This is a genomic window from Cryptosporangium japonicum, from assembly GCF_039524755.1.
GTDB lineage: Bacteria > Actinomycetota > Actinomycetes > Mycobacteriales > Cryptosporangiaceae > Cryptosporangium > Cryptosporangium japonicum.
Map to the genome: position 1 here is coordinate 19,800 of NZ_BAAAGX010000035.1, position 22,721 is coordinate 42,520.

General features: G+C 73.4%; 19 protein-coding genes. 10 read left to right on the plus strand and 9 right to left on the minus strand.

Features of this window, described 5'->3' with window-relative positions:
• The first annotated feature begins 646 nt into the window (after positions 1-646).
• Positions 647-2,878: a putative bifunctional diguanylate cyclase/phosphodiesterase gene (locus ABD437_RS37650; RefSeq protein ID WP_344653765.1), complete on the plus strand. Its 2,232-nt coding sequence runs from the start codon at positions 647-649 to the stop codon at positions 2,876-2,878.
• Here ABD437_RS37650 and ABD437_RS37655 read toward each other — a convergent pair.
• From ABD437_RS37655 to ABD437_RS37665, 3 genes are read right to left on the minus strand one after another with little or no spacing between them, the layout of a single operon-like run.
• Positions 2,829-3,761, minus strand: a complete 933-nt coding sequence (locus ABD437_RS37655; protein WP_344653766.1) for a VOC family protein — start codon at positions 3,759-3,761, stop codon at positions 2,829-2,831. The two genes, ABD437_RS37650 and ABD437_RS37655, sit on opposite strands and share 50 nt — an antisense overlap.
• Positions 3,762-4,796 (minus strand): PrpF domain-containing protein, encoded by a 1,035-nt coding sequence (locus tag ABD437_RS37660; protein WP_344653767.1) that lies wholly within the window; start codon positions 4,794-4,796, stop codon positions 3,762-3,764.
• Positions 4,783-5,463 carry a 4-carboxy-4-hydroxy-2-oxoadipate aldolase/oxaloacetate decarboxylase gene (locus ABD437_RS37665; RefSeq protein ID WP_344653768.1) on the minus strand — a complete coding sequence of 227 codons (681 nt, stop codon included), beginning with the start codon at positions 5,461-5,463 and terminating at the stop codon, positions 4,783-4,785. The genes ABD437_RS37660 and ABD437_RS37665 overlap by 14 nt, the downstream gene beginning before the upstream one ends.
• 159 nt (positions 5,464-5,622) lie before the next feature.
• Between ABD437_RS37665 and ABD437_RS37670 the strand changes: the two genes are divergently transcribed.
• Complete coding sequence (locus ABD437_RS37670; protein WP_344653769.1) at positions 5,623-6,321, plus strand: GntR family transcriptional regulator; 699 nt, start codon at positions 5,623-5,625, stop codon at positions 6,319-6,321.
• Here the strand turns inward: ABD437_RS37670 and ABD437_RS37675 are convergent.
• Entirely contained in the window at positions 6,318-6,599 is a 282-nt protein-coding gene (locus ABD437_RS37675; RefSeq protein WP_344653770.1) for a hypothetical protein, read from the minus strand. The two genes, ABD437_RS37670 and ABD437_RS37675, sit on opposite strands and share 4 nt — an antisense overlap.
• 90 nt (positions 6,600-6,689) lie before the next feature.
• Between ABD437_RS37675 and ABD437_RS37680 the strand changes: the two genes are divergently transcribed.
• Complete coding sequence (locus tag ABD437_RS37680) at positions 6,690-7,298, plus strand: dihydrofolate reductase family protein (RefSeq protein WP_344653771.1); 609 nt, start codon at positions 6,690-6,692, stop codon at positions 7,296-7,298.
• On the opposite strand, the gene ABD437_RS37685 is transcribed toward ABD437_RS37680, so the two are convergent.
• The 5 genes from ABD437_RS37685 to glnT are packed head-to-tail and all read right to left on the minus strand — an operon-like array spanning position 7,268 to position 12,136.
• A complete protein-coding gene (locus tag ABD437_RS37685; protein WP_344653772.1) occupies positions 7,268-7,936 on the minus strand; it encodes a helix-turn-helix domain-containing protein in 669 nt (222 codons plus the stop codon). The genes ABD437_RS37680 and ABD437_RS37685 overlap by 31 nt on opposite strands.
• Before the next feature lie 14 nt (positions 7,937-7,950).
• Positions 7,951-9,258, minus strand: a complete 1,308-nt coding sequence (locus ABD437_RS37690) for an FMN-binding glutamate synthase family protein (RefSeq protein WP_344653773.1) — start codon at positions 9,256-9,258, stop codon at positions 7,951-7,953.
• Between the two features lie 10 nt (positions 9,259-9,268).
• Positions 9,269-9,955: a GltB/FmdC/FwdC-like GXGXG domain-containing protein gene (locus tag ABD437_RS37695; RefSeq protein WP_344653774.1), complete on the minus strand. Its 687-nt coding sequence runs from the start codon at positions 9,953-9,955 to the stop codon at positions 9,269-9,271.
• Positions 9,943-10,815 carry a class II glutamine amidotransferase domain-containing protein gene (locus ABD437_RS37700; protein WP_344653775.1) on the minus strand — a complete coding sequence of 291 codons (873 nt, stop codon included), beginning with the start codon at positions 10,813-10,815 and terminating at the stop codon, positions 9,943-9,945. Before ABD437_RS37700 ends, ABD437_RS37695 begins: the two co-directional genes overlap by 13 nt.
• Before the next feature lie 10 nt (positions 10,816-10,825).
• Positions 10,826-12,136 carry a type III glutamate--ammonia ligase gene (gene glnT / locus ABD437_RS37705; RefSeq protein ID WP_344653776.1) on the minus strand — a complete coding sequence of 437 codons (1,311 nt, stop codon included), beginning with the start codon at positions 12,134-12,136 and terminating at the stop codon, positions 10,826-10,828.
• Between the two features lie 227 nt (positions 12,137-12,363).
• Here glnT and ABD437_RS37710 point away from each other — a divergent pair, with 227 nt between their 5' ends.
• From ABD437_RS37710 to ABD437_RS37740, 7 genes are all read left to right on the plus strand, one after another.
• A complete protein-coding gene (locus ABD437_RS37710) occupies positions 12,364-12,807 on the plus strand; it encodes a hypothetical protein (protein WP_344653777.1) in 444 nt (147 codons plus the stop codon).
• Positions 12,800-14,923, plus strand: a complete 2,124-nt coding sequence (locus ABD437_RS37715) for an Hsp70 family protein (protein ID WP_344653778.1) — start codon at positions 12,800-12,802, stop codon at positions 14,921-14,923. Before ABD437_RS37710 ends, ABD437_RS37715 begins: the two co-directional genes overlap by 8 nt.
• An 87-nt stretch (positions 14,924-15,010) precedes the next feature.
• Positions 15,011-16,096, plus strand: a complete 1,086-nt coding sequence (locus ABD437_RS37720) for a hypothetical protein (protein ID WP_344653779.1) — start codon at positions 15,011-15,013, stop codon at positions 16,094-16,096.
• Positions 16,093-17,607 (plus strand): hypothetical protein, encoded by a 1,515-nt coding sequence (locus ABD437_RS37725; protein ID WP_344653780.1) that lies wholly within the window; start codon positions 16,093-16,095, stop codon positions 17,605-17,607. Before ABD437_RS37720 ends, ABD437_RS37725 begins: the two co-directional genes overlap by 4 nt.
• Positions 17,507-17,845 (plus strand): hypothetical protein, encoded by a 339-nt coding sequence (locus tag ABD437_RS37730; protein WP_344653781.1) that lies wholly within the window; start codon positions 17,507-17,509, stop codon positions 17,843-17,845. The genes ABD437_RS37725 and ABD437_RS37730 overlap by 101 nt, the downstream gene beginning before the upstream one ends.
• The gene (locus ABD437_RS37735; protein WP_344653782.1) at positions 17,842-19,545 is read left to right on the plus strand and encodes a toll/interleukin-1 receptor domain-containing protein; all 1,704 of its coding nucleotides are present in this window, start codon (positions 17,842-17,844) and stop codon (positions 19,543-19,545) included. The genes ABD437_RS37730 and ABD437_RS37735 overlap by 4 nt, the downstream gene beginning before the upstream one ends.
• Positions 19,542-22,712: a hypothetical protein gene (locus ABD437_RS37740; protein WP_344653783.1), complete on the plus strand. Its 3,171-nt coding sequence runs from the start codon at positions 19,542-19,544 to the stop codon at positions 22,710-22,712. Before ABD437_RS37735 ends, ABD437_RS37740 begins: the two co-directional genes overlap by 4 nt.
• The last annotated feature ends 9 nt before the right edge of the window (positions 22,713-22,721 follow it).

Sequence of the window (22,721 nt, forward strand, 5' to 3'; positions counted from 1 at the left end):
CGGGCCGTCGTCGGTGCCGCTCAGCGCCACCGACATGCACGCGACGATCAGGCCGATGATCGCGATCGCCGCCGGAACGGCGATGTTGTCCAACATGACGTAGCTCGCCACGGCGAGCGCCGCGCTGACCGCTAACAGGAGTGCCGCCTTCACCCATCGCATGCCCCGAAGAGTGCCCGTGACCAGCGGGAACGGAAACCTTCCTAGTAAGACGCAGAGCGAGTTCCGACCGTCCGTTTAACCTGCTCACAGCTTGGCGCACCGAGCGCGACCGACCCGCCGCGCACGGTGACCGGGCGGGTCGTCGACGAGCAGTCCCGGATGCTCGTCCGGCCTCCGCGAGCGGGATCGACACCCGCACCCGTCGCGGGCCCGCCCGGGCGGTGCGACGGGTCGAGCTCCCCCGTCCCCGCAGCACGTGCGCGAGCAGCCACTCCGCGGCGCGCCCGGCGTCGGCGTGCCGGAGTCGTTCCGCGCGGTCTCCCTGGCCTACTGCGCCGGGCTGGGCGACTATCCGCGCGCCTAACCATTGAATTCTCCCCCGCGCTGCCGATCTGGCGGGCGAGGAGTCGGCGCACCGAGCGCGGGGACCAGCGAGTTGTCCAACAGAGCGGCGATCGGCAACGGGGCGGGGCACGGTGTACGCGTGCTCCGGACGCTGCACGCCGTCCTCGTGCTCGGCTACGGCTCCCTGGCCTGCCTGCCGCACGTGCGGGCCCAGCTCCCGCCGGCGCTCACCGCCGGGCTCACGGTCAGCGTGTACCTGGCCACGACGGTGCTGCTGATCCAGCGCGCGTCGCGGACGCCGGAGGCGCGGCGGTCCTGGGGTTTCATCGCGTTCGGGTTCGCGTCCTACACCGCCGGGTCGGCGTACTCCTCGGCCGCCGCCTGGAACGGCTCGGCGCTCGGCTTCCCGTCCCTGGCCGACGTCTGCTGGCTGACCGCCTACCCGTTCGTCTACCTGGGCATCATCCGGTTCATCCGGATCAGCACCGCGTCCGGGTTGACGCTGCTGGACGGCGCGATCGCCGGGGTGGGCGGGGCGGCGATCCTCTCGACCGTCGTCGTCGATCTGCTCGCCGGCGGCGTCCACGCCGACGGTGTGGCCGGTGTGGTCTCGCTGACCTACCCGTTCGCCGACGCGCTGATGGCCGGCACGCTGTGCTGCCAGATCGCGATCGGCACCTGGAAGGGCCGGCGCGACCTGCTCGGGTTCACCGCCGGCATCGTCGCCCTGACCGTCGCCGACACCAGTTACGTCCTGCAGGGCAGCTACCAGCCGGGCTCGTACGTCGACCTGGGGTACGCGATCGCGGTCGGCGTCATCGGCGCCTCGACCTGGCTGGGCGGCACCGGAGAGCACCACGCGCCCCGGCCGACCCGCGTGCGCGCCGGGCTGGCCGCGTGCGCGGCCGCCGGGGCGCTGGTGGTGCTGCTGGTGGCCAGCCGGGTCGAGCTCTCGCTGCCGACCGTCGGGCTCGCCGGCGCCACGCTCGTGCTCGTCCTGGCCCGGTTCCGCTGGTCGTTCCGGGAGCTGACCGCGGTCGGCGAGGCCCGGCAGCGGGAGGCGCGCCGGGACCCGCTCACCGGCCTGGCCAACCGGCGCGGCTTCGCCGAGTACTTCGACGACCTGCGTGCCGCACCGGACGAGCGGACCGTCGTCGGGCTGCTCCTCGACCTGGACCGGTTCAAGCAGGTCAACGACTCGTTCGGGCACCAGGCCGGGGACGAGCTGCTCCGGCAGGCCGCCGACCGCCTGCGCGAGGTCACCCGGGACGGCGACCTGCTGGCCCGGCTCGGCGGCGACGAGTTCGTTCTCGTCTGCGCGTTCCGCGGTTCCGCCGACGACGCGCTCGTCGGGCTGGCCGAGCGGGTGCGTGCCTCGCTGCGGCGGCCGTTCGACATCGCCGGGGTCCCGATCGAGATCGACGTCAGCATCGGCATCGCCGGCACCGACGGCGACGACTTGTCCGCCGACACGCTGCTGCGCCACGCCGACATCGCGATGTACTGCGCCAAACGCGCGGGCGGCGGGCACGCGTTCTACCGCACGAACGACGACGAGGCCGCCCGCCGGCACCTGCAGCTGGCCCAGGACCTGCGCCGCGACGTGGCCGGGGCGGCCATGGTGCTGCACTACCAGCCCAAGCTCGACCTGCAGACCGACGCGGTGAGCGCGGTGGAGGCGCTGGTGCGCTGGCAGCACCCGGTCCACGGCCTGCTCTACCCGGACGCGTTCCTGCCGATCGTCGAGGAGATCGGGGCGATGCCCGAGCTGACGCGCAACGTGCTCGTGCAGGCGATGGACCAGTGCGTGGCGTGGCGCCGGGAGCACCTCAAGCTGTCGGTGGCGGTCAACGTGTCGGCCGCCGATCTGGAGGCGCCGGGGTTCGCCGACCTCGTCGTCGGCATCCTGCGCGAACGCGGCCTCCCGGCGAACGCGCTGACGCTGGAGATCACCGAGACGACCGCGATGGAGAACTCCGAGCCGGCCCACCACACCGTCCGCGAGCTGCACACGCTCGGCATCAAGGTGTCGATCGACGACTACGGCACCGACCACTCGACGCTCGCGCACCTGCACCGGCTGCTGGTCGCCGGTGAGCTGAAACTGGACCGGCGGTTCGTCACCCACCTGGAGACCGAGGAGCGGGCCTCGGCGATCGTGCGCTCGAGCATCCAGCTCGCGCACGCGCTGGGCATGGCGGTGGTCGCCGAGGGCGTGGAGAACGCCGAGTCGCTGGCCATGCTGCGCCAGTGGGGCTGCGACACCGCCCAGGGCTACTTCATCAGCCGCCCCCAGACCGCCGACGACGTCGCCGCCTGGCTCACCCGACCGGCGGCGTCCCGTGCGTATGGAACGATTCGATCGTCTTGAGGCCCCAGGCCTGGCCTTTCGCGCGTTCGGCCGGGGTCCACGAGATCAGCTCCCAGTCGGGCGCGAGCACCAGCCGCGCCCCGGCGTTGCACAGCTCGACGCGGTTGCCGCCGGGCTCGTAGACGTAGAGGAAGAACGTCTGCTGGATCGCGTGTTTGTGCGGCCCGGTCTCGATGTGGACGCCGTTGTCCAGGCAGACGTCGGCGGCCCGCAGGATGTCGTCGCGGGTGTCGGTGGCCAGCGCGATGTGGTGCAGGCGGCCGTTCGACCCGGTCCGGTCGTCGGTGTAGACGAGGTCGTAGGACTTGTCGGACACCGTGTACCAGATCGCGGTCGCCACCCCGTCGTCGCCCACGATCTGCTCGGTGGGGCGGGCCTTCAGCCCGTCGGCGAGGAAGCGGCCGCAGGCCGGGGTGTCGGCCGCCAGGTAGTTGACGTGGTCGAGCCGGCGGACGTTGGCGCCGCGCCCGGGGAACCGGTCGGCCTGGTTCTTCAACGCGGGCGGCGTCGCCGGCGTGAACCGCTCGGTCTCCCAGTACAGGCCGAGGTCGTGGCCGTCCGGGTCCTGGGTGAGGTAGACCGGGCCGAGGCCCAGCTCGTCGGAGACCCAGCGGCCCGGGAGCTCGGCGGCCCGGCGCCGGAGCGCCTCCGGACCGGCCGCGCGCAGGTACGTGCGGCCGATCCCGGCCCGGTCGCGGGCCGTGAGCTTGATCGTGAACCGCTCGTAGTCGTCCCAGGCGTGCAGGTAGACGGAGTCGCCGCGGCGCCCGGTCTCGCTCATGCCCATCAGGTCGACGAAGAACGCCCGGCTCTCGTCCGGGAGCGGGGTGAACAGCTCGACCGAACCGACGTGGGCCACGTCGCGGATCCGCTCGGTGAACATCTATGCCTCCCTGGGCCAGGCGATACCGTCGGCGATCCGGCGGGCACTGCTGACCACCGCGAGCCCGTCGGGTGTACTCACGACCTCGAACGTGCCGGTGGGGTGCTCCAGGCGCAGGCGTCCGTCCGGCGCCGGTCCCGCGGCGTCGGCCGCCACCGACCCGGGCATCCGCACCGCGGCGGCCACGCTCAGGCCCATCAGGACGCCGATCGCGGGGTGGACACGGTGCGGGATGAACGTGCGTGTCGTGAGCGTGCCCCCGGCGCGGGGCGGGGACACCAGCACCAGCTTCGGCACCGTGGCCGCGCCGACGTCGCCGAGGCCCATCCGCGGCCCGGCCGCCGCCCGCAGCCGCTCGAGGCGTTTCCGGAGCACGCCGTGGCGTTCCAGGTCGGACGGGGACTCGTCGCCCCGCAGGCCGAGGGCCTCCGCCGGGAGCACCACGACCGGCATGCCGTTGTCCACCAGCGTCACCGGTACGTCGTCGAGGGTGTCGCGCTCGTGGCCGGTGGGCAGCAGCGGGCCGGGGGCGTCGGCGAACCGCAGCGTCACGCCCGCGGCGGGGAACGGCACCCCGGCGACCTCGACGTCGCCCGCGTACCGCACCCGCCCGCCCGGTGTGGGCACGGTGGCGACGGCCAGCCCGCCGGTGTTCACCATCCGGATCCGCACCGTCGTCGTCTCCGGCCCGGCCGCCACCAGTCCCCGCTCGACCGCGAACGGCGCGACGCCGGCCAGGACGTTCCCGCACGGCTGGCGCGCCGACACCGCCGCCCGGTCCGGAACGACCTGCAGGAACAGGTAGTCGACGTCGGCGGCGCCGTCGGTGCTGGGGCTCACCACGGCGGCCTTGCTGGTGAGCGGATGCCCGCCGCCGAGGCCGTCGACCTGGCGCTCGTCCGGCGATCCGAACAGCCGCAGCAGCAGGTCGTCCCGGACGCCCGGGTCGGTGGGCAGGTCGCCGGCGAGGAAGTAGACGCCCTTGGACGTGCCGCCGCGCATCAGCAGGAACGGGATCCCGTCAGTAGCGCTCATAGACGACGCCCAGCTTCTCCAGGAGCGGGCGGAGCCGGTAGCGGTCGAGCCCCAGCTCGCCGGCCCGTAACGCGGCGCGGGTGGCGTCCTCCCGGGCTTCGCGCTGTTCCGACGCCGCGACGACCGCGTCGACCGCGTCGCGGGGCACCACGACGACCCCGTCGTCGTCGGCGACCAGCGCGTCCCCGGGGTGGATCAGCGTCCCCGCGATGCCGACCGGGACGTTGACCGCGCCCGCGGTCGCCTTCACCGTGCCCTGGGCGCTGACCGCCGCCGACCAGACCGGGAACGGCAACTCCCGGAGCGCGGCGACGTCCCGGACGCCGGTGGTGAGCACCGCGCCACGCACTCCCCGCCGGAGCAGCGAGGTGGCCAGGAGCTCGCCGAACAGCCCGTCGCGGCAGGGCGAGGTGGTGGTGACGACCAGGACGTCGCCCTCCCCGCACTGCTCGACCGCCGCGTGGATCATCAGGTTGTCCCCGGGCCAGCAGACTGCGGTGACGACCGAGCCCGCGATGTGCGCGCCGGGGAGGCGGGCCACGAGGTCGGGGCCGAGGTAGCCGGTGCGGCCCTGGGCCTCGTGCACGGTGGCGACGCCGACGGTGCCGAGCGCGGCGAGGGCACGCGCGGGGGGCCGCGGGACGTCGGTGACGACGACGGTCCTCACGAGAGGCCCGCGGTGGTCGGTTCGGTGGCACGCGACACGGTGTCTCCCCGGGTTGTGCACGATAATGTTAACAATCTGGAGGAGCAGTGGACTTGTCAAGGGGGTGTTGGGCGGTTGCCTAAAGTGATTGGCACCGTTGCCGAGACCCCGGAGAGCCCCGTGACGTCGCCCGCCGAGGAACCGCCCGCGACGACCGGGGCGGACGGGGCCCGGGCGGACGCCGACCGGGTCGCCGCGTCCGTCCGGGGGGCGATTCTCGCCGGGGAGCTCGTCGGGGAGCAGCGGCTCGTCGAAGCCGAGATCGCCGAGCGGTACTCGGCCAGCCGGGGGGCCGTGCGCACCGCGCTCCTGATGCTGGCGCACGAGGGGCTCGTCGAGCGGATCGCCAACCGGGGGGCCCGGGTGCGTGCGGTGAGCACCGCGGAGGCGATCGAGATCACCGAGGTGCGGATGGTCGTGGAGGGCCTGTGCGCCGCCAAGGCCGCGGAGCGGGTCACCGACGCCGGCATCGACGAGTTGCGCGGGATCGGCGACGCGATGCGCACGGCCGTCGCGGCCGGGGACGTCGGAACGTACTCGCAGCTCAATCAGCGGCTGCACGACCGGATCCGGGAGATCGCGGACCAGCCGGTGGCGGCGGAGGTGCTCTCGCGGCTGCGGGCGCAGAACGTCCGCCACCAGTTCCGGCTCGCGTTGCGTCCCGGCCGGCCGCAGGTCTCGCTGCCCGAGCACCTCGCGATCATCGACGAGATCTGCGCGCGCAGCCCGGGTGGGGCCGAGCGGGCGATCCGCCGTCACATCGAGAGCGTGATCGAGGCCCTGCGGACCAGCGGCCCCGGCCGGGAGACGATGAGCTAGTCGGCGGCGACCCGGTCGCTGGTGCGCGCCCCCCGCACCGACTGCGCGGCCGCGGCCGAGACCCCGGTGTCCGTGGGCTCGGAGGCGGCCCCGGGCTCGGACCCCGTCATCGCCGGGTCGCCCTGCGAGCGTTCGACGTGCGACTCGCCGCTCTTCGTCCGCTCCGGATGGGTGTGGGTCTCGTGCAGCGCGCTGTCGTGCTCGGCGGCGCCCACCGCCGCGGCGACGTCCTCGCCGCTGCGGGAGTGATCAGCGGGTTCGTTCGCGGTCCCGGTCATGGCACGCTCCTCTCCGGACGCTCCCCTCCGTGGGAGCACCACCCGAGCCACCTACCCACCGCGGCGCGGACCTACCCGTACAGTGCAGCGATGACGGGTCGCTTCGTGTACTGGATGAACGTCTCGCTCGACCTGCGCATCGAGCGGGCTCCCGGCGAGGACGGCGGCGGGGACTGGATGCGCATCACCGACGAGCTGCACCGCGAGTTCAACGCGCGGGCGCGGGCGCTCGCCGCGATGGTGCAGGGCCGGGTGATCTACGAGACGATGGAGCGGTTCTGGCCGGCGGCCCGCCACGACGAGTCGCTTCCGGACGTGATGCGTGAGTACGGCGAGATCTGGACCACCACGCCCAAGGTGCTGGTCTCACGCACCCGCCGCGCCGCCGACCACGACACCCGGATCGTCGGCGGGGACGACACGGTCGCGCAGCTCGCGGCGTTCCGCGCCGGCACCGACGGGGTGATCGGCGTCGGCGGCGCGACGATCGCCACCCAGTTGCTGCGCGCCGGGCTGCTCGACGAGTTGCTGCTCTTCGTCCACCCGGTGATCCTCGGCACCGGGCGGCCGCTGTTCGACGCGCACGACGTGCCGATCGAGCTCGACCTGCTCGAGCAGGGCACGTTCGCGCAGGGCGTCACGCTGCACCGGTACGCGGTCCGCGCCGGTCAGGACGGGTCGGGCGCGCCGTCGCCGTAGGCCACGACCGACAGGAACCGGATCGGGAGCTCGAGCAGCTCCTGCGGTCCGTGCGCGCCTTCGCCGTCGAGCTGCAACGCGTCGCCGGGGCGCATCCGGTAGCTGGACTCGCCGTGCCCGTAGACCATCGCGCCTTCGAGCATGAACAGCAGCTCGGTGCCGGGGTGCTGGAACAGCGGGAACCGCTCGCTGCGCTCGGTGAGCGTCACCAGGTGCGCTTCCATGCGTTTGTGCGGGCCGCGGAGCGCGCCGAGCAGCGTGTAGTCGTGCCCGACGCGGGTGCCGCGGGCGACGATCCGCGCGCCCGCGCCGGCCGGGGTGTAGACCGCCTCGCGTTCGGCGTCGGCGCCGCGGAACAGCGAGGTGACCGGGGTGTCGAGCGCGTCGGCCAGGCGGGCCAGCGTCGTGAGCGAGCACGACGTCTGGGCGTTCTCGATCTTGGACAGCATCGCCTTGGAGATGCCGGTGCGTACCGCCATCTCGGCCAGCGTCTGCCCGGAGGCCAGCCGGATGCGCCGGACCTGCGCGCCGATCGCCCGCTCGAGCCGCCCGTCGGCGGGCGCCGGTTCGTCGACCTCGCGGGCCGCCGGGCCGTGCGCCGCGTCGGACGGCGGCCGGGCGGCACCCTCGTCAGTCACCCGGACCACGATACTCAGCGGCCCGGGACCCACGAGGTCCCGGCCAGGGGCACCCGGGCCATCGCCGCGGCCTCGATCGTGAGCGCCACCAGGTCCTCCGGCTCCAGGTTGCGCACGTGGGACTTCCCGCAGGCCCGGGCGAGCGTCTGCGCCTCCATCGTCAGCACCCGCAGGTAGTTGGCCAACCGCCGGCCACCCTCCACCGGGTCCAGCCGGGCCGCCAGCTCCGGGTCCTGCGTGGTGATCCCGGCCGGGTCCCGGCCGTCCTGGTAGTCGTCGTAGAACCCGGCCGCCGAGCCCAGCGCCGCGTACCCGTCGGCGTGACGCGGTGCGTTGTCGCCGAGCGCGATCAGCGCCGCGGTGCCGATCGCCACCGCGTCGGCGCCCAGCGCGAGCGCCTTGGCCACGTCGGCGCCGGTGCGGATGCCCCCGGAGACGATCAGCTGCACCCGCCGGTGCACGCCGAGCTCCTGCAGCGCCTGCACGGCCTCGGGCAGCGCGGCCAGCGTGGGGATGCCGACGTGCTCGAGGAACACCTCCTGCGTCGCGGCGGTGCCGCCCTGCATCCCGTCGACCACGACGACGTCGGCGCCGGCGGCCACCGCGAGCTTCACGTCGTAGTAGGTGCGTGACGCGCCGACCTTCACGTAGACCGGTTTCTCCCAGTCGGTGACCTCGCGCAGCTCGAGGATCTTGATCGCCAGGTCGTCGGGGCCGGTCCAGTCGGGGTGCCGGCACGCCGAGCGCTGGTCGATGCCCGGCGGCAACGTGCGCATCGCGGCCACCCGGGGAGAGATCTTCTGCCCCAGCAGCATGCCGCCGCCGCCGGGTTTGGCGCCCTGTCCGAGCACGATCTCGATCGCGTCGGCTTTCCGGAGATCGTCGGGGTTCATTCCGTAGCGCGACGGCAGGTACTGATAGACGAGATGTTTCGACTGGCCCCGCTCCTCCGGGGTCATGCCGCCGTCGCCGGTGGTCGTCGACGTGCCCACCGCCGACGCCCCCCGGCCGAGCGCCTCCTTGGCCGGCGCGGAGAGCGCCCCGAAACTCATCCCGGCGATCGTGATCGGAATGTCGAGGTGCAGCGGGTACTTCGCGTTGCGGTCGCCGAGCACGACGTCGGTGTCGCAGCGCTCGCGGTAGCCCTCGAGCGGGTACCGCGACATCGAGGCCCCGAGGAACACCAGGTCGTCGAAGTGCGGGAGCGGACGTTTCGCGCCCCAGCCGCGGATGTCGTACACCCCGGTCTCGGCGGCCCGCTGGATCGCCGCGATCGTCGCGCGGTCGTAGGTGGCGCTCTCGCGGAGCGACGGGTCGATCATGCGGGCGCTCCTAGTAGGTGTTGGCGGCGGCGAAGTGGTAGAGCGCGCGGGCCGAGCCGTAGCGCCGGAACTCGCCCGGGTCGTGGTCGAGCCCGGCGGCGGTCAACAGGCCCGCGAGCTCGGCCCGGTGCTCGTCGCGCAGCTCCTTCTCCACGCAGTCCGCGCCCAGCGAACCGACCGCTCCGCGCACGTAGAGCCGCGCCTCGTAGATCGAGTCGCCGAGCGCGTCGCCGGCGTCGCCGCACACCACCAGCGCGCCGGCCTGGGCCATGAACGCCGACATCGGGCCGACGTTCCCGCCGACCACGATGTTGATGCCCTTCATCGAGATCCCGCAGCGCATCGACGCCGACCCGTCGATCACCAGCAGCCCGCCGTGCCCGCTCGCGCCGGCCGACTGGGACGCGTCGCCGTGCACCCGCACGGTGCCCGACATCATGTTCTCGGCGACGCCGGTGCCGGCCGAGCCGTGCACGGTGATCGTGCCGCCGTCGTTCATGCCCGCCGCGTAGTAGCCGGCGTGCCCGCGGACGTCGACCGCGATCCGGTGGTGCACCCCCGCCGCCACGGCGTGCGCCCCCTGCGGGTGCAGCACCTCGTAGGCGGCGGCCCGCGGGCGGTGCAACTCCGCGTTCAGCTCCCGGACGCTCGTCGCGCGCAGGTCGATCGTGGTGGGAACCGACGTCAGCGTGTCCATGCGTACACGACCTCCGGTTCGGGCTCGTAGATCCGGGCCGAGGAGATGCCGGGCAGCGTCTCCAGCGCGCGGAACTCCGACGCCATCGCCACCCAGGCGTCGGTCTCGGCGATGATCGCGGGCTTGCAGGCGATCGCGTCGCGCACCACCGCGAACCCGTCCGCGCTGGTCACCAGCAACGTGTAGAACCCGTCGAAGCGCTCGCACAGCAGCCGCAGCGCCTTCTCGAGATCCGCGCCCCTTTCGAGGTGGTGTGCGACGAACCGCGCCCCGACCTCCGAGTCGTTCTCGGAGTCGAACACCACCCCGGACGCGCGCAGCTCCCGCCGGATCGTCGCGTGGTTGGCGAACGAGCCGTTGTGCACCAGGCACTGGTCCGGCCCCACCGAGAACGGATGGCACCCCTCCGGCGTCACCGCCGACTCGGTCGCCATCCGGGTGTGCGCCAGCCCCTGCCAGCCCTGGGCGGCGGCCAGGTCGTAGGTCGTCGCGAGCGCGCGCGGGGCCCCGACGCCCTTGTAGACGGTGAGGTCCGTGCCCGCTCCCACGATCCGCGCACCCGGGAGGGTCCGCCGGACGGCGTCGATCAGCGCCGTGGTGGGAAGGGGGGCCGCGACGACGGTCGTGTCACCGGCGGGCGTCACCACCGCCGACGGGTGGACCGACCCGACGTCGGGTCCGGCGCCGAGGAGCGACACCGCCGCGTAGCCGGACGGGCAGCGGCGGCGGTCGCCGTAGACCGCGACCCCGGCCGAGTCGGGTCCCCGGTCGGCGACCTGGGCGAGCATGTCGGTGAGCAGCGCACCGAGCCGGGGGTGCAGCCCCGGGTCACGCAGGTGCAGCCCGACGATTCCGCACATGGGGTCCTCCCTAGAACGCCGTGAGGTACCGGTCGTGCTCCCAGGAGCCGACGGTGCTGTGCCAGTCGAAGAACTCGGCCCGCTTGAGCTCGGCGAAGTACGACGCGACGCCCGGCCCGGCCGCGTCGAGCGCGCCCGACACCACCGGGTCGGCGGCCAGGGCCTCGACCGCGTGCAGCAGCGTCGGGGGGAGCTCGGGACGGGTGCGGGCGCCGGTCTCGCCGGGATGCCCGGAGCGGGCGATGCCGTCGAGGCCGGCCGCGAGCGTGGCGGCGAGCGCGAGGTACGGGTTGGCCGACCCGTCGGCGCCGCGCAGTTCGATCCGGTCGCCCTCCGGGATGCGGACGTAGTGCGTGCGGTCGTTGCCGCCGAAGCTGGGCCGCCGCGGCGACCAGGTGGCGCCCGAGCGCGTCGACGTGGCGCCGGTGCGCTTGTACGAGTTGACGGTCGGGGCCAGCACGGCCTGTAACGCGTGGGCGTGGTCGAGCACGCCGGCCAGGAACTGGTGGGCCATCGTCGACAGCCCGTGCTCGGCGTCGCCAGGGAAGAGCGCGTCGCCGCCGCGCCAGAGCGACAGGTGCAGGTGCAGACCCGACCCGGTGCGGTCGCCGAACGGCTTCGGCATGAACGTGGCGGTCATCCCCCGCCGCTCGGCCAGCACCGAGATCAGGTAGCGCGCGGTGATGACCCGGTCGGCGGTGGTGAGCGCGTCGGCGTAGGCGAAGTTCTGCTCGAACTGCCCGTTGCCGTCCTCGTGGTCGTTGGCGTAGTTGCCCCAGCCGAGCGCGTTCATCGCGGTGGACACCTCGGTGAGGTGGTCGTACATGCGGGTCAGGCCGCGGGCGCCGTAACACGGTCGCGCGTCGGTGTCCTTGTCGTCGGCCGGGGTGACCGTCCCGTCCGGGCCGCGGTTGACCAGGAAGTACTCGACCTCCGCGCCGGCGAAGAGGTCCGCGTCGGTGCGCTCCAGCATCGTCTTCAGGATGACGCGGGGCGCGAACGGCCACGGCTTGCCCTCGACGTGGGGGTCGCAGTGGACGAGCGCGAGGCCCTCGCGCACCCACGGCACCGGCGTGTAGCTGGCGAGGTCGGGGATGGCCATGATGTCGGGATCGGACGGCTCCTGCCCCATCGCGCCGACCGCGTACCCGGCGAACCCGACGCCCTCGTGCTGCAGGGTGTCGGCCGACTCGACCGGCACGAGCTTGGCACAGGGCTTTCCGGTCAGGTCCACGAACAACGCCAGCAGGAAGCGGACGCCGTCCTGGCGGGCGCGGCTCGTGAGGTCGGCACTCCGGTCTACGGGCGCGTCGAGCGTCATGAGATCTCCTGATTCATGGCGGGAGACTCAGTCTCCTGACATGAGACTAGCCGTGGGTTTCGGCGGTGTGAACTCTTCCGCCGACCCCGGGCCGGCCGGACCGAGGGCGCGGGCCTCACTCCATTCACAATTGTCACTCGACCCCTTCACGGCCGGTGAATGGTCTAAATTGCAAACACCGTCTACTCGCCCGTCGGACGGCATTTCTCACCGCTCGGGGGGTAGCGATGAGTTTCTTTCCCATGCCATTTTCCCTTCCTCGGAACACCGCGTACGACCGGCTCGGAATAGCGCCGGACGCCACCGCCGAAGACGTGCGCGAGGCCGCGGCCGGCTTGGCCGCGCGCCTGGCCGCCGACGGCGCCCCAGCGTCCGAGATCGCCAGCGCCAACGGTCTCGACCTCGAAAGACCGGACTCCCGGGCCGCTCACGACCGCCTTCATCCGCCGCTGGGCCTGTTGCGGATACAACCGACCTGGTCGCCGATCTTCGACGACCGGGCGCGCGCGATCAACGCACTCCGCCGTGATCTCGAGCGTTTCCTGACGGACCACGGAATGCCCGCCTGTCACATCTCGGATCTGACCAGGACGGATTTCAGCGACGAATTCACCTACTCCCGTCTGCTCGACGGACCGCCGGACACAGACAAGGAATTCCGCCGTGGATGAACCGCTGCACCGCGTCATCGGTATCGACCTCGGAACCACCTATTCGGCCGTCGCCGCGTACAACGACGACGACGTGACCCCCGAGCTGATTCCGGACCGCTCGGTCGCCGGCGGCGCCGGAGCCGCCACCCCGTCGGTCGTGCTCCGCAACGGCCGCGACGGCATCGTGACCGTCGGTCACGCGGCGAAGGACGCGATGGCGGCCGCCGACCCCGACCTTGAGATCCTGATCGAGATCAAGCGCGAGATGGGCGTCGAGTTCTCCGCCGAGACCCTCGACCGGTTCGACGCCGCCCCGGCCTTCCGGCCCGGCGATCCCCTGCAGGTCCGTCTCGGCGAGGAATGGCTGCGACCGCAGGAAGTCAGCGCGCTGGTCCTGATGCGCATGAAGGACATCGCCGAACGACGCATCGGGGCGCCGGTGCACGACGCGGTGGTCACCGTGCCCGCGTACTTCTCCGAGCGGCAGAAGCAGGCGACGGCCGAGGCGGCGCTGCTGGCCGGTCTGTATCCGCGCCGGCTGATCGCCGAGCCCACCGCGGCGGCGATCTGTTACGGCGTCGATCGGGCGGACGCCGGACGGCAGGTGTACCTGGTGTACGACCTCGGCGGCGGCACCTTCGACGTCTCGATCATCGAGACCCGGAGCGACTCGATCGAGGTCATCGCGACCGCGGGCGACCGTCGGCTCGGCGGCGGTGACGTCGACGCGGCGATCGCGGAGTGGCTGGGGAAACGCTGGGGGCTCGATCCCGGCGGTCCCGACCGGCTGCCGTTGCGGGCGGCGGCGGAACGCGCCAAGCGGGACCTGTCCTACGGGCCGGCCACGACCGTGGCGCTCCCCGGTCACGCGCCGGTCGTGCTCGACCGGTCGACGCTGGAGCGACTGATCGCTCCGATCCTGGAACGGACGCTGGTCGAGGTCGAGAAAGCACTGGAGTACGCCGCCGCGAAGGGAGTTCGGCGGGACGAACTCGACGCGGTGCTCCTGGTCGGCGGCTCGACCAAGGTACCGAGGGTTCGTCCGTTGCTGCTGGAGCACTTCGGCAAGGACGACGCGTTCGTACGGGCCGACGGAAACCCCGACACGCTCGTCGCCCGCGGCGCCGCCCAGGTGGCGCGCGAGTACGACCCGTCCGCGTCGTTCGACCTCGAATGGCTCCCGGAGTCCGCGGAGCCGGTGGGATCACCGCTCGGCGGGCCCCGGCTCACGCTCATCACCGAACACACGTTGGGCATCGCGGCCGCGGACGACGAGGAGTCGAACAAGTTCAGCAAGTTGATCCACATCAGCTCGAAGATCCCGGCGAGCCAGACCCGGCGGTACACCAACCCGGACCTGGCCGACCGGGTGACGGTGCAGGTCTTCCAAGGCGAGGCACCGTACGTGTGGGACAACGAGCGGATCGGCGTAGTGACAATTCCGGAGGTCGATCCGCAGCCGAAGGGGTTCCACGACTTCGACGTCACGTTCGCGCTCACGGTCGACGGCCTGCTCGACGTGTCGGTCGTGCACGTGAACACCGGCGAGAGCTACCGCGCCTCGTTCGACCGCAGCACCGCGATCGGTCAGAAGAACGAACTCGCAGCCCGTCAGGACCTGCTGCTCCGCTGGTACCGGACCGGCGCGGAGGGCGCGACCCGGCCGTGCCACCCACGCCGCCCGTCGAGCCGCCGGTGCCGGCCGGCGACGACCAGGAAGACCGGGAGCTGGAGATGCCGCCGCCGATCTTCTCGCCACCGGTGCACCGGCCACCCACCCCACCGGCGCCGCCGGGCGCGGACTCCCGGACCGGAATACCGGACCGGTACGCACGCACGACGAGACGGGCCGAGCGGCTCCTCGAGCGCGACCCGCAGCCCGGATCGCGGCTGCACATCGCGTACGTGGTCTTCCTCGCCGCCGTCGACGCCGGTGCCGGTCCCGAGCGGCTCGAGCCGCTCGCGGACGAACTCGAGGACGCGTATGACGAAGCTCGCGGCTGAGCAGCGCCCCGGCACGGTGGCGGCCGTCGAGACCGACCTCGGGGCGACGTACGCCGGCCCGGGCATGTGGGGCACGGTCTATCTCGCGCCGGCCAAACAGCGGTGCTACCGGTTGATCCCCGCTGACTAACTCCCCGGCGCGCCGCGGAGCCGGCTGGCGGCCCTCGCGGCGGCGTTCCGCGCCCTCCCCGGTTGGTGGGGACAGCACGACGCCCGGTTGCTGCCGACCGGCGCCGACGTCGTCGTGTCCACCGACGGTCGCCCGTACCTGCTGGCGGTGCCCGAGTTCGGCCCACCGCCGGTCGAGGCACTCCTCGATGACCCGGTCCGCGTGCGCCACCTGTCCCCGCAGCTGATCCGCGGCCACAGTGCCACCCGCGCGGACGACGTCTACGCGCTCGCCGTCCTGGTCCTGGACAGCTTCGTCGACGACCCCGGCGTCGACGCCTCGACCGTGCTGCGCCGGGCGGCCGCCGGGCAGATCGGCGACCCGGAGGCGGGTGCCCGACGCGGACCGGTCTGGGCGGACGCCACCGAGCCGGTCGGCCGTACGCTCACGACGGTGCGCGACCTGCTGGCGGCGCACCCACGCGCCCGCGAGGAGGTCGACCCGCGGACGTTGGCCGGCCAGTTGACCGCGTGCATCCCGCTGTTCGACTCCTGGGTGGCGGTGCAGCACACCCTGCGGTCCCAGGGGCCGCGCGCCGCCTGGAGCCAGGCTCAGCTCGCGCTGGTGGACGACACCTCGCCGCTCCTGCTCGTGCTCGCCGCGCGGATCGCCCACCGCCACCTGGGGCGGCCCGAGCAGGCCCTGTTCCTGGTGCGGTCGCGCACGGCCACCGACACCGGGCCGCTCACCTCGGCCGCGCCGCTCCATCTACTGTTCGAGATGGACCGCGACCTCGCGGCGTCGCCGACGGATCACGCCGGCGTCCGGACCGACATCGCCGACGCGGCGCGGGCCCTGTACGCCCGGCTCGCCCCGGGTCCCCGGTTGGAGACGACCGAACCGATGGCGGCCTACCTCTACCGCGCAGGTCACCCCGGCCGGGCCAACCGGTTGCTGAACGAAACGCTGAAGCAGCCGCACTTACCGACCGCCGCGCGGGCCGGGCTCCGCCTGTTCGTGGCGGAGCGGTACCTGACCGAGGCGCGCCGCGCCGCCGCCCGCGCGGTGCTCGACCAGGTACACCTGCTGCTCGACCGGGCCGCACCCGACCTCACCGCGGCCGACCGGGCCGACCTCGCGGCGCGGCTGCGCGGTGTCGAGTACCGCCTGCGCACCCTTCCGGATACGCCATGACGCCCTTCCTGCTCGTCCTCGTCGCGGCGCTGGCCCTCACCACCGGGGTGCTCGCGCGCCGCTACCTCGTGCTGGCGCCGCGCCGGTGGCGCGAGCCGTTGGGGCAGGCCCTGCGGCTGCTGGAGAGCCCGCACCGGGACAACCTGGAGCAGGCCGAGCGCCTGCTCGGCCAGGCGTTGACCGGCGGACCCGACCGGCGGGGCCTCGCGCGGGCCCGCTACGCCCGCGCGTACGTCCGGGCGATGCTCGGACGGTTCGACGCCAACCGGTACAGCGCCGCGGCCGCCGACATCAGCGAGCTGGCCGCCGACGAGGGCCACGACGAGGCGACCGCCGCGCTGGAGATCTGGATCCGGGCACGGCTCGGCGAGCACGAGACCGTCTGCGCGCTGTACGAGCGCAACGAGCACCTGGTCCGGGGCTCGGAGCCGACGAGGCGGACGGCTGCGCTCTCCCACCTCGTCCGGGCCCGCCACAGCTGGCGGCGCCGGGAAGCCGACACGGCGGTCCGCCACCTCGACCTGGTCCGGTCCCTGGACGCGCCGGCCGGTGACGATCCCCCGATCGAGGTTCCGGCGGCGTTGGACCGGGTGCTGCTGGCCGCCGGCGTCCAGGCGGTCCGGGACGGCCGCGACGCCGACGCCCGGCGGTGGTTCACCGCCGCCCGTGACCGCGCCGCCCACGACGGCGCCTCACCCGTCGAGGCCGAGCTGGCCCTGGTGGCCTGCGATTGGACCCGGATCGACCGGATCCCGCCGGCTCAGCGGCGCGGCGCGGTGCTCGCCGTCGACCGCGACCTCGAACTGCTGCTCGCGCACCTCGGAACACCCGGGACCGCCACCCTGACCGCGCAGGCCGCGCTCCTGCACCTCAATTCGCTGCTCCGCCGATGGCGGTACGAACGACCGCGGGGACACGGCCTCACCGCCGCCGACTGGGCGGAGCTCCGGCGCCGGGTCGAACGCGTGCACGCCGCCGACCCGGAGCTCGGCGACGCCGACATGATCGAGGGAATCCTGCGCTACGAGCTCGATCCGTCCGATGCCGACGGGGCGACCGAGCCGCTCCGGCGAGCAGCCGGAAAAGCACGCGGCGTCCTGCTGCCCGAGATTCTCGACGTGCTGACCGAACCGCCACCCGACCTGCCGCCCGACGCGGTCGACGTCCGCTCCTTCCAGACCAGGCCGATGTCCGGCGCCCGGGTGACGGGCCTCCCACCCGACCTCGATCCCCCCGCTACCGAACCGACCGGACCGGACCCGACCGGACCGGAACCCGACGGGGCCGACGCCGAGCCGGTGCCGACCCGGCCGGAGAGCATCGACCGCCACCTGCACCGCGTGCGGCTCCTGCTCGACCACGTCCACCGCATCGACGAGCCCGAACTGACCGCTCTAGCGAGGAGTCTGGATGGCGCGGCCCGAGCCTTCATCGACAGCGTCCGACGACTCGACACGGCCGCCGACGCCGTGGCGGTCCACCTCCGACGCCGTTCGTTCCCGGACCGGTGATCTGGTCGGCCGAGCGCGGCGCCGGCTCTCCCGGCGGGACGACCGCGAACAGTCGCTCGACCGGGCCCGGCTGCTGGAGCACCTGGCGCCGCTCCCCTACGACCCGGACCGCCACGACGACGACTTCGGCGCGGACGTGTCGCTGGACCGCATCCTGCTCCTGCTGGTGGGCGTCGACCACGAGAGCGAGTACCGCCTCTGTCTCGAGGCGGTATCCCACCTGCGGGGCCCGCGGTGACCGGCACCGTACCCGTCTGGGACGTCTTCCTCAGCTACGCGTCGGAAGACGAGGGACGGGCCTGGCAGGTCTACCACGCGCTGATGCAGCGCCGGACCGCCGACGGCGTCACCCCGGCCGTGTTCTTCGGCCCGGCCGGATCCGGCGAGGCCGGTCGGCACTGGGCGTTCACGCTGAACCAGGCGATCGAGGAGAGCCGCCACGTGGTGGCGCTCTTCTCCGACTCCTACTACGCGAGCAAGCTGTGCGTCATGGAGTCCGAGTGGGCCCTGTTCGGACCGGATCGCGAGTGGGTGGACACCACGCGCCTGGTGCCGGTCGTGCTCGACCGGGGAGCCGTGCCGACGATGCCGTCGGCGTTCCGGACGATCCAGGCGCTGGACGGCGGGGCACCGGACTGGATGGAGCGGCTGGTCCGGCGTCTCGGCCTGGTCGACGCCGCCGACGACGCACGCTGGCTGCGGTTCCCCGAAGCGGTCGCCGACGTCCTGGTCAACCACACGCTCCCGGCGACGGACGTCGAGATCGTGGATCGCGGCGGGCGACGTCTCGAGACGTCGGACGTCGTCGTGACCATCGCGGCCGGTCCGGACGAGCCCACACCGGTCGGCGCGGTGACCGGCCGGTCGTCGGGCGGCGTCGCCCGGTTCCCCGGCCTGTCGTTCGGCCGGCCCGGCAAGGTCACGCTGACGGCCTACGCGCCCGGATGTGTCCCCGGTCAGGTCGGGCCGTTTCTGGTCCGGTCCGGCGCCAGCGAACCACCATCGGTGGCACGGACCTCCGGTCGCACGTCGATCGCCGCGACCGGCCGACCGGTCTTCCTCGCCGGCGGACGCCACCTCGCGGTGATCGGAGACGGCGCGATCCGCACGTTCGACGACACCGGCGCGGAACGTGCCCGGCGGAGTCTCGGCTCCGCGCCGGCCCGGTGGGCTCGCGGCGCCGGTCTCACGGCGTTCGTCGACCACTTCCGCCATCTCCTCGTCGCCGACCAGCGCGGTGAGCTGCGCCTCGTCGAGTTACCGCTGGACGGTGACGCGCCCCGCCTGACGCTCGCGGGCGCGCTCGCGGTGACCGGAGACCACGTCGACGTCGGGCTCTACACCGGCGACGTGTGGACCGTCGAGGAAGGCCGGGACGTCGCCGCGCATACCCGGTACGCGGGCGGGGTGCAGGCGATCAACCGCCGGGATGAGCACCTGCTGGTGGCCACGGTGGACGGGCGGATCAGGCGGGCGAGCACGGACGCCGCTCCACTGCCGGTCGAGCCGGTCGTACTCGCCATCCACCGGCACGGCGACGTCACGCTCGTCGTCGGGGAGCGGGCTGTGCACTGGGTCTCGCCGCGGGTGGACAAGGTGCAGCGACATCGCTTGTGGACCGGCCGGGCGGTGGACACCCACCAGGCCGGCGATCACTCGGTCGTGCTGGAGGAGAACGGGCACGGGCTCGTGTTCGACCGGCGCCTGGCCATCCGGGCGGAGTTCTCCACCCGGCCCGGTGCGCGGCTCGTCGACGCCGACGACGCGGCCGACGTCTTCGTGTTCGCGTATCCCGACGACACGTTCGCACTGATGGTGCGGGGGGTGGTCGCGTTCACCACCGACTCCGGCACGATCGCCGTCAGCCCCGACGGCACCCGCGTCGCGCTGGCCGGCCCCGAGCACACGTCCGTACTCGCCCGTTCGGAGTTGCGATGAGCACCGTCCGGCTGACCGACCCGGTGCGGCTGCGCGCGTACGCGGACCCGCTGTGGACCGCGTTCGAGGCGGGCACGGTCCTGCGGGGCGAGCAACTGCATGCGCTCGCCGAGGCGAGCTTCCGGCTGGGCGTCCATCCGGACACCGACCCCGCCGACTCGCTGACCTGGCTACGCCGGGCCCACACGGCCGACCCGGACAACCCCCGGTATCCGTATCACCTGGGCTTGCAGTACCTGCGCACGCAGCGGCCGGACCGGGCCGACGTGTGGCTCGCCCACGCCGCCGAGCTGGCGCCGGACAGCCACCGGATCGCCGCCCACCGGACGATCGTGGAACGCACGCTGGACGCCGAGGAGGCCGGCCGACCCGGCTACAGCGGCAGCCGGCGGCGGCGGGCCGCCGAGATCAGCGACACGATCCGCGACGAGGGTTGCCGCTGGCCGGGCCTGCCCAGCCTCGAGTTCGAGGCCCGGGTCGCGGGACCGACCACCGTCCGGGCCCGGGACCTGCTGGAGCGCGACCTGGTCGCGGTCGCGGACGACGCCGGCCGTCGACCGGGTGGCACCACCGAGTTCGCCGTCCTCGCCGTGCAGTGGCTGACCGTCGGCTATCCGGTGGCCACGATCCGACGGGTGCGCGGGCGGATCCCGCACTCCGACGTCGCGACGGCGGTGGTCGAACGCGTCTGCGAGCTCGCGGAGACACCGGTGGAGAAGGCCGGCGAGCTGCTCGCCCGGCACCAGGCGGCCGGGACGATCCCCGAGGTGGTTCTCGCGCTGCTGCACCGGCAGCTGCTGCTCACCAGGCCCCTGCGTTTCGCCGGCGTGGGCGCCTACCGCGCGGCGGCCCGCTTCACCGAGGAGGACGCGAGCGGCGTGCTGGCCGCGCTGATCGCGGCGATCGAGCCGCTGCGTGCCAAGGAGCGGCTCGCGACGGAGGATGTGGCCCCGGCCCGGGAGACGCTCACGGTGGACGAACTGACGCGGATCGCGGACGACCTCGCCGCGCTCCAGGCCGATGTGAAGAAACACGCCAAGGCCATCGCCGCGGAGAGCGGAGCCGTTCCCGACGGTAGTACCCCGGACGTCGCCGCCCGGCTGGCCGGCGACGAGAGTGTCCTCAACGACACGATCGCGGCGGTCGACCGCCTCTCGGAGGAGTTCCTCGCCCAGTTGGACGGGGTCCGGCCGACACCGGATGCGTCCGGCGGCTGGTCGCACCTCGAAGCCTGCCGGGTGCGGCTGCGGGACGTCCGGTCGGCCCGGGGAAGCCTTCGCCGGATCGTCCGGGCCACGCTCGGGTCCCGGGTCACCCGGCTCCGCGCCGACCAGCCGGACCTCACGGTCCGGCCGTCGGACGAGGCGCTCGCCCTCGCCGAGCGCCTGCGGCCCTACGGCCGGACGCCGGTACCCGCCGACGGTGTGCCCACCGATCTGGCGTCGGCGCTGCGGGCCGCGGACACGATCGTGGACGACAACGTGGCCACCGCCATCTCCTCGCTCGAGCGGTACCCGGCCGGTTCCCTGGTCACCCGGTTGCTCCGCGGCTACGTGCTGGGCGTCGCCGCTGAGACGTACTACCGGATGGGCCGCACCGACGAGGCGCGCACGCGGTGGAATCGCCTCCGCGTGGCCGAGCCGCTCAACCTGCCGGTACTGCAGAACCTGGCCGTTGCGCACACGTGTGCCGGCGACCTGGTGCCCGCGCGCGGCGCCTGGACCGCGTTGCTCGAGGCGCTCTACGTCACCGACCTCGCCGCCGGTGATCCCCGTCGGCGCGCCGCGCGCCGCGCCGAGGTGCACCGGACGCTGGCCGACGCGCTGAGCACCCCGTCGCTCGTCGCCGCGGGCACCTCCGTCCCGGACGATCTGAGCGACCTGCCGCCGCTGTTGGCAAGCACGGTGCGGCTCGGGACGATGCTCGCCCACCGGCGGCTCCAGCTGATCAACCACTCTCTCTCGTGCCGCCATCCGGCGCTGCGCCTCGGGCTGGCCCGGTCGGCCACCGACGACGCCCGCCAGGCCGTGCTCGACCGCGCCGACGCCGACATCCGCACCGCCGCCGTCGCTCTCCCGCCCCGCCTCCAACCGCCGTTGCTGGACGGCTATCCGCGCTGGACGGCGGCCGCGGTCCGCGCGGCGGCGCTCGTCACCGACCGGCCCCGGGATCCCCGGCCGGCGCGCGAGGAGGACGAGCGTGTCCACCTGCTCGTCGAGGTGCTGGTCCTCAAACGCCGGATCCGCGACGCGATCCGCGAGGACCGCGCGTGGGCGCTCGCCACGGACTCCGGCACGGTGCTCGGCAACCTGCGCGGCGTCGACGAACTCGTGCTCGACCCGAACGACGAGCTCGTCCGGCGGGCGGCGCTGGAGCTCGCGCCGGAGACACCGCCGGAGGACTTCCTGGAGCAGTTCGCCGACCTCGCCACCGTCGGCGCCCACGTCGCGCTGCACGAGGTTCTCGACCGGTACCGGGAACCGGACTACGCCGAGAACTACGACCGCTACCGGCGTATCGGCCGGTCCTGGTCACGCAACCGCGTCGACGAGGAGCACCTGCGCGTCCTCGACGCGCCCGCCTCGCTCTACGCCGCGCCGCTCCTGCGCGTCGCGGCGATCACCAAGCGCGGGCGTCAGCTCGGCGCGCGGCACCGCGCGGAGCTCGAGACGGCGATCACCGCGATGCGGTACTGGTGCGAACGGCTGCCCGGCGCGACCGGACCCGCACGGGCCCGGGCCGGTCTGCACGCCCAGCTGCAGCAGTACCGGAGCGCGGAGGAGCTGCTCCGATACGCCCGGGAACAGGCCTTCGCCGACTGCGGCCGGTACGAGGTCGACCTGGATCTCGTCGAGCTGCTGATCGAGCGGCGCCGCCAGGAGCAGGCCATCGAAGCCGCGCTCGGGATGCTGCACGAGCACCCGGACGACGTGCGGGTGCTGTACGTCAAGTTCCGGGCGGAGTTCAGCCTGTTCATCCGCCGCTACAACGATCACCGCTTCTCGGTGGAGGTGGGCCGGGCGACCCGGGAAGCCGCGCGCCAGGCGGAGGAGACCGGGCGGCGGTACCTGGAGCTGACGGCCGACGAGAAATACCGGGCCCGCCGGGCGCACGTGCGTGAGCAGCTGAACCGCATCCCCGAGATCTTGAGCAAGGGGCGCACGTGAGTTCCGGTG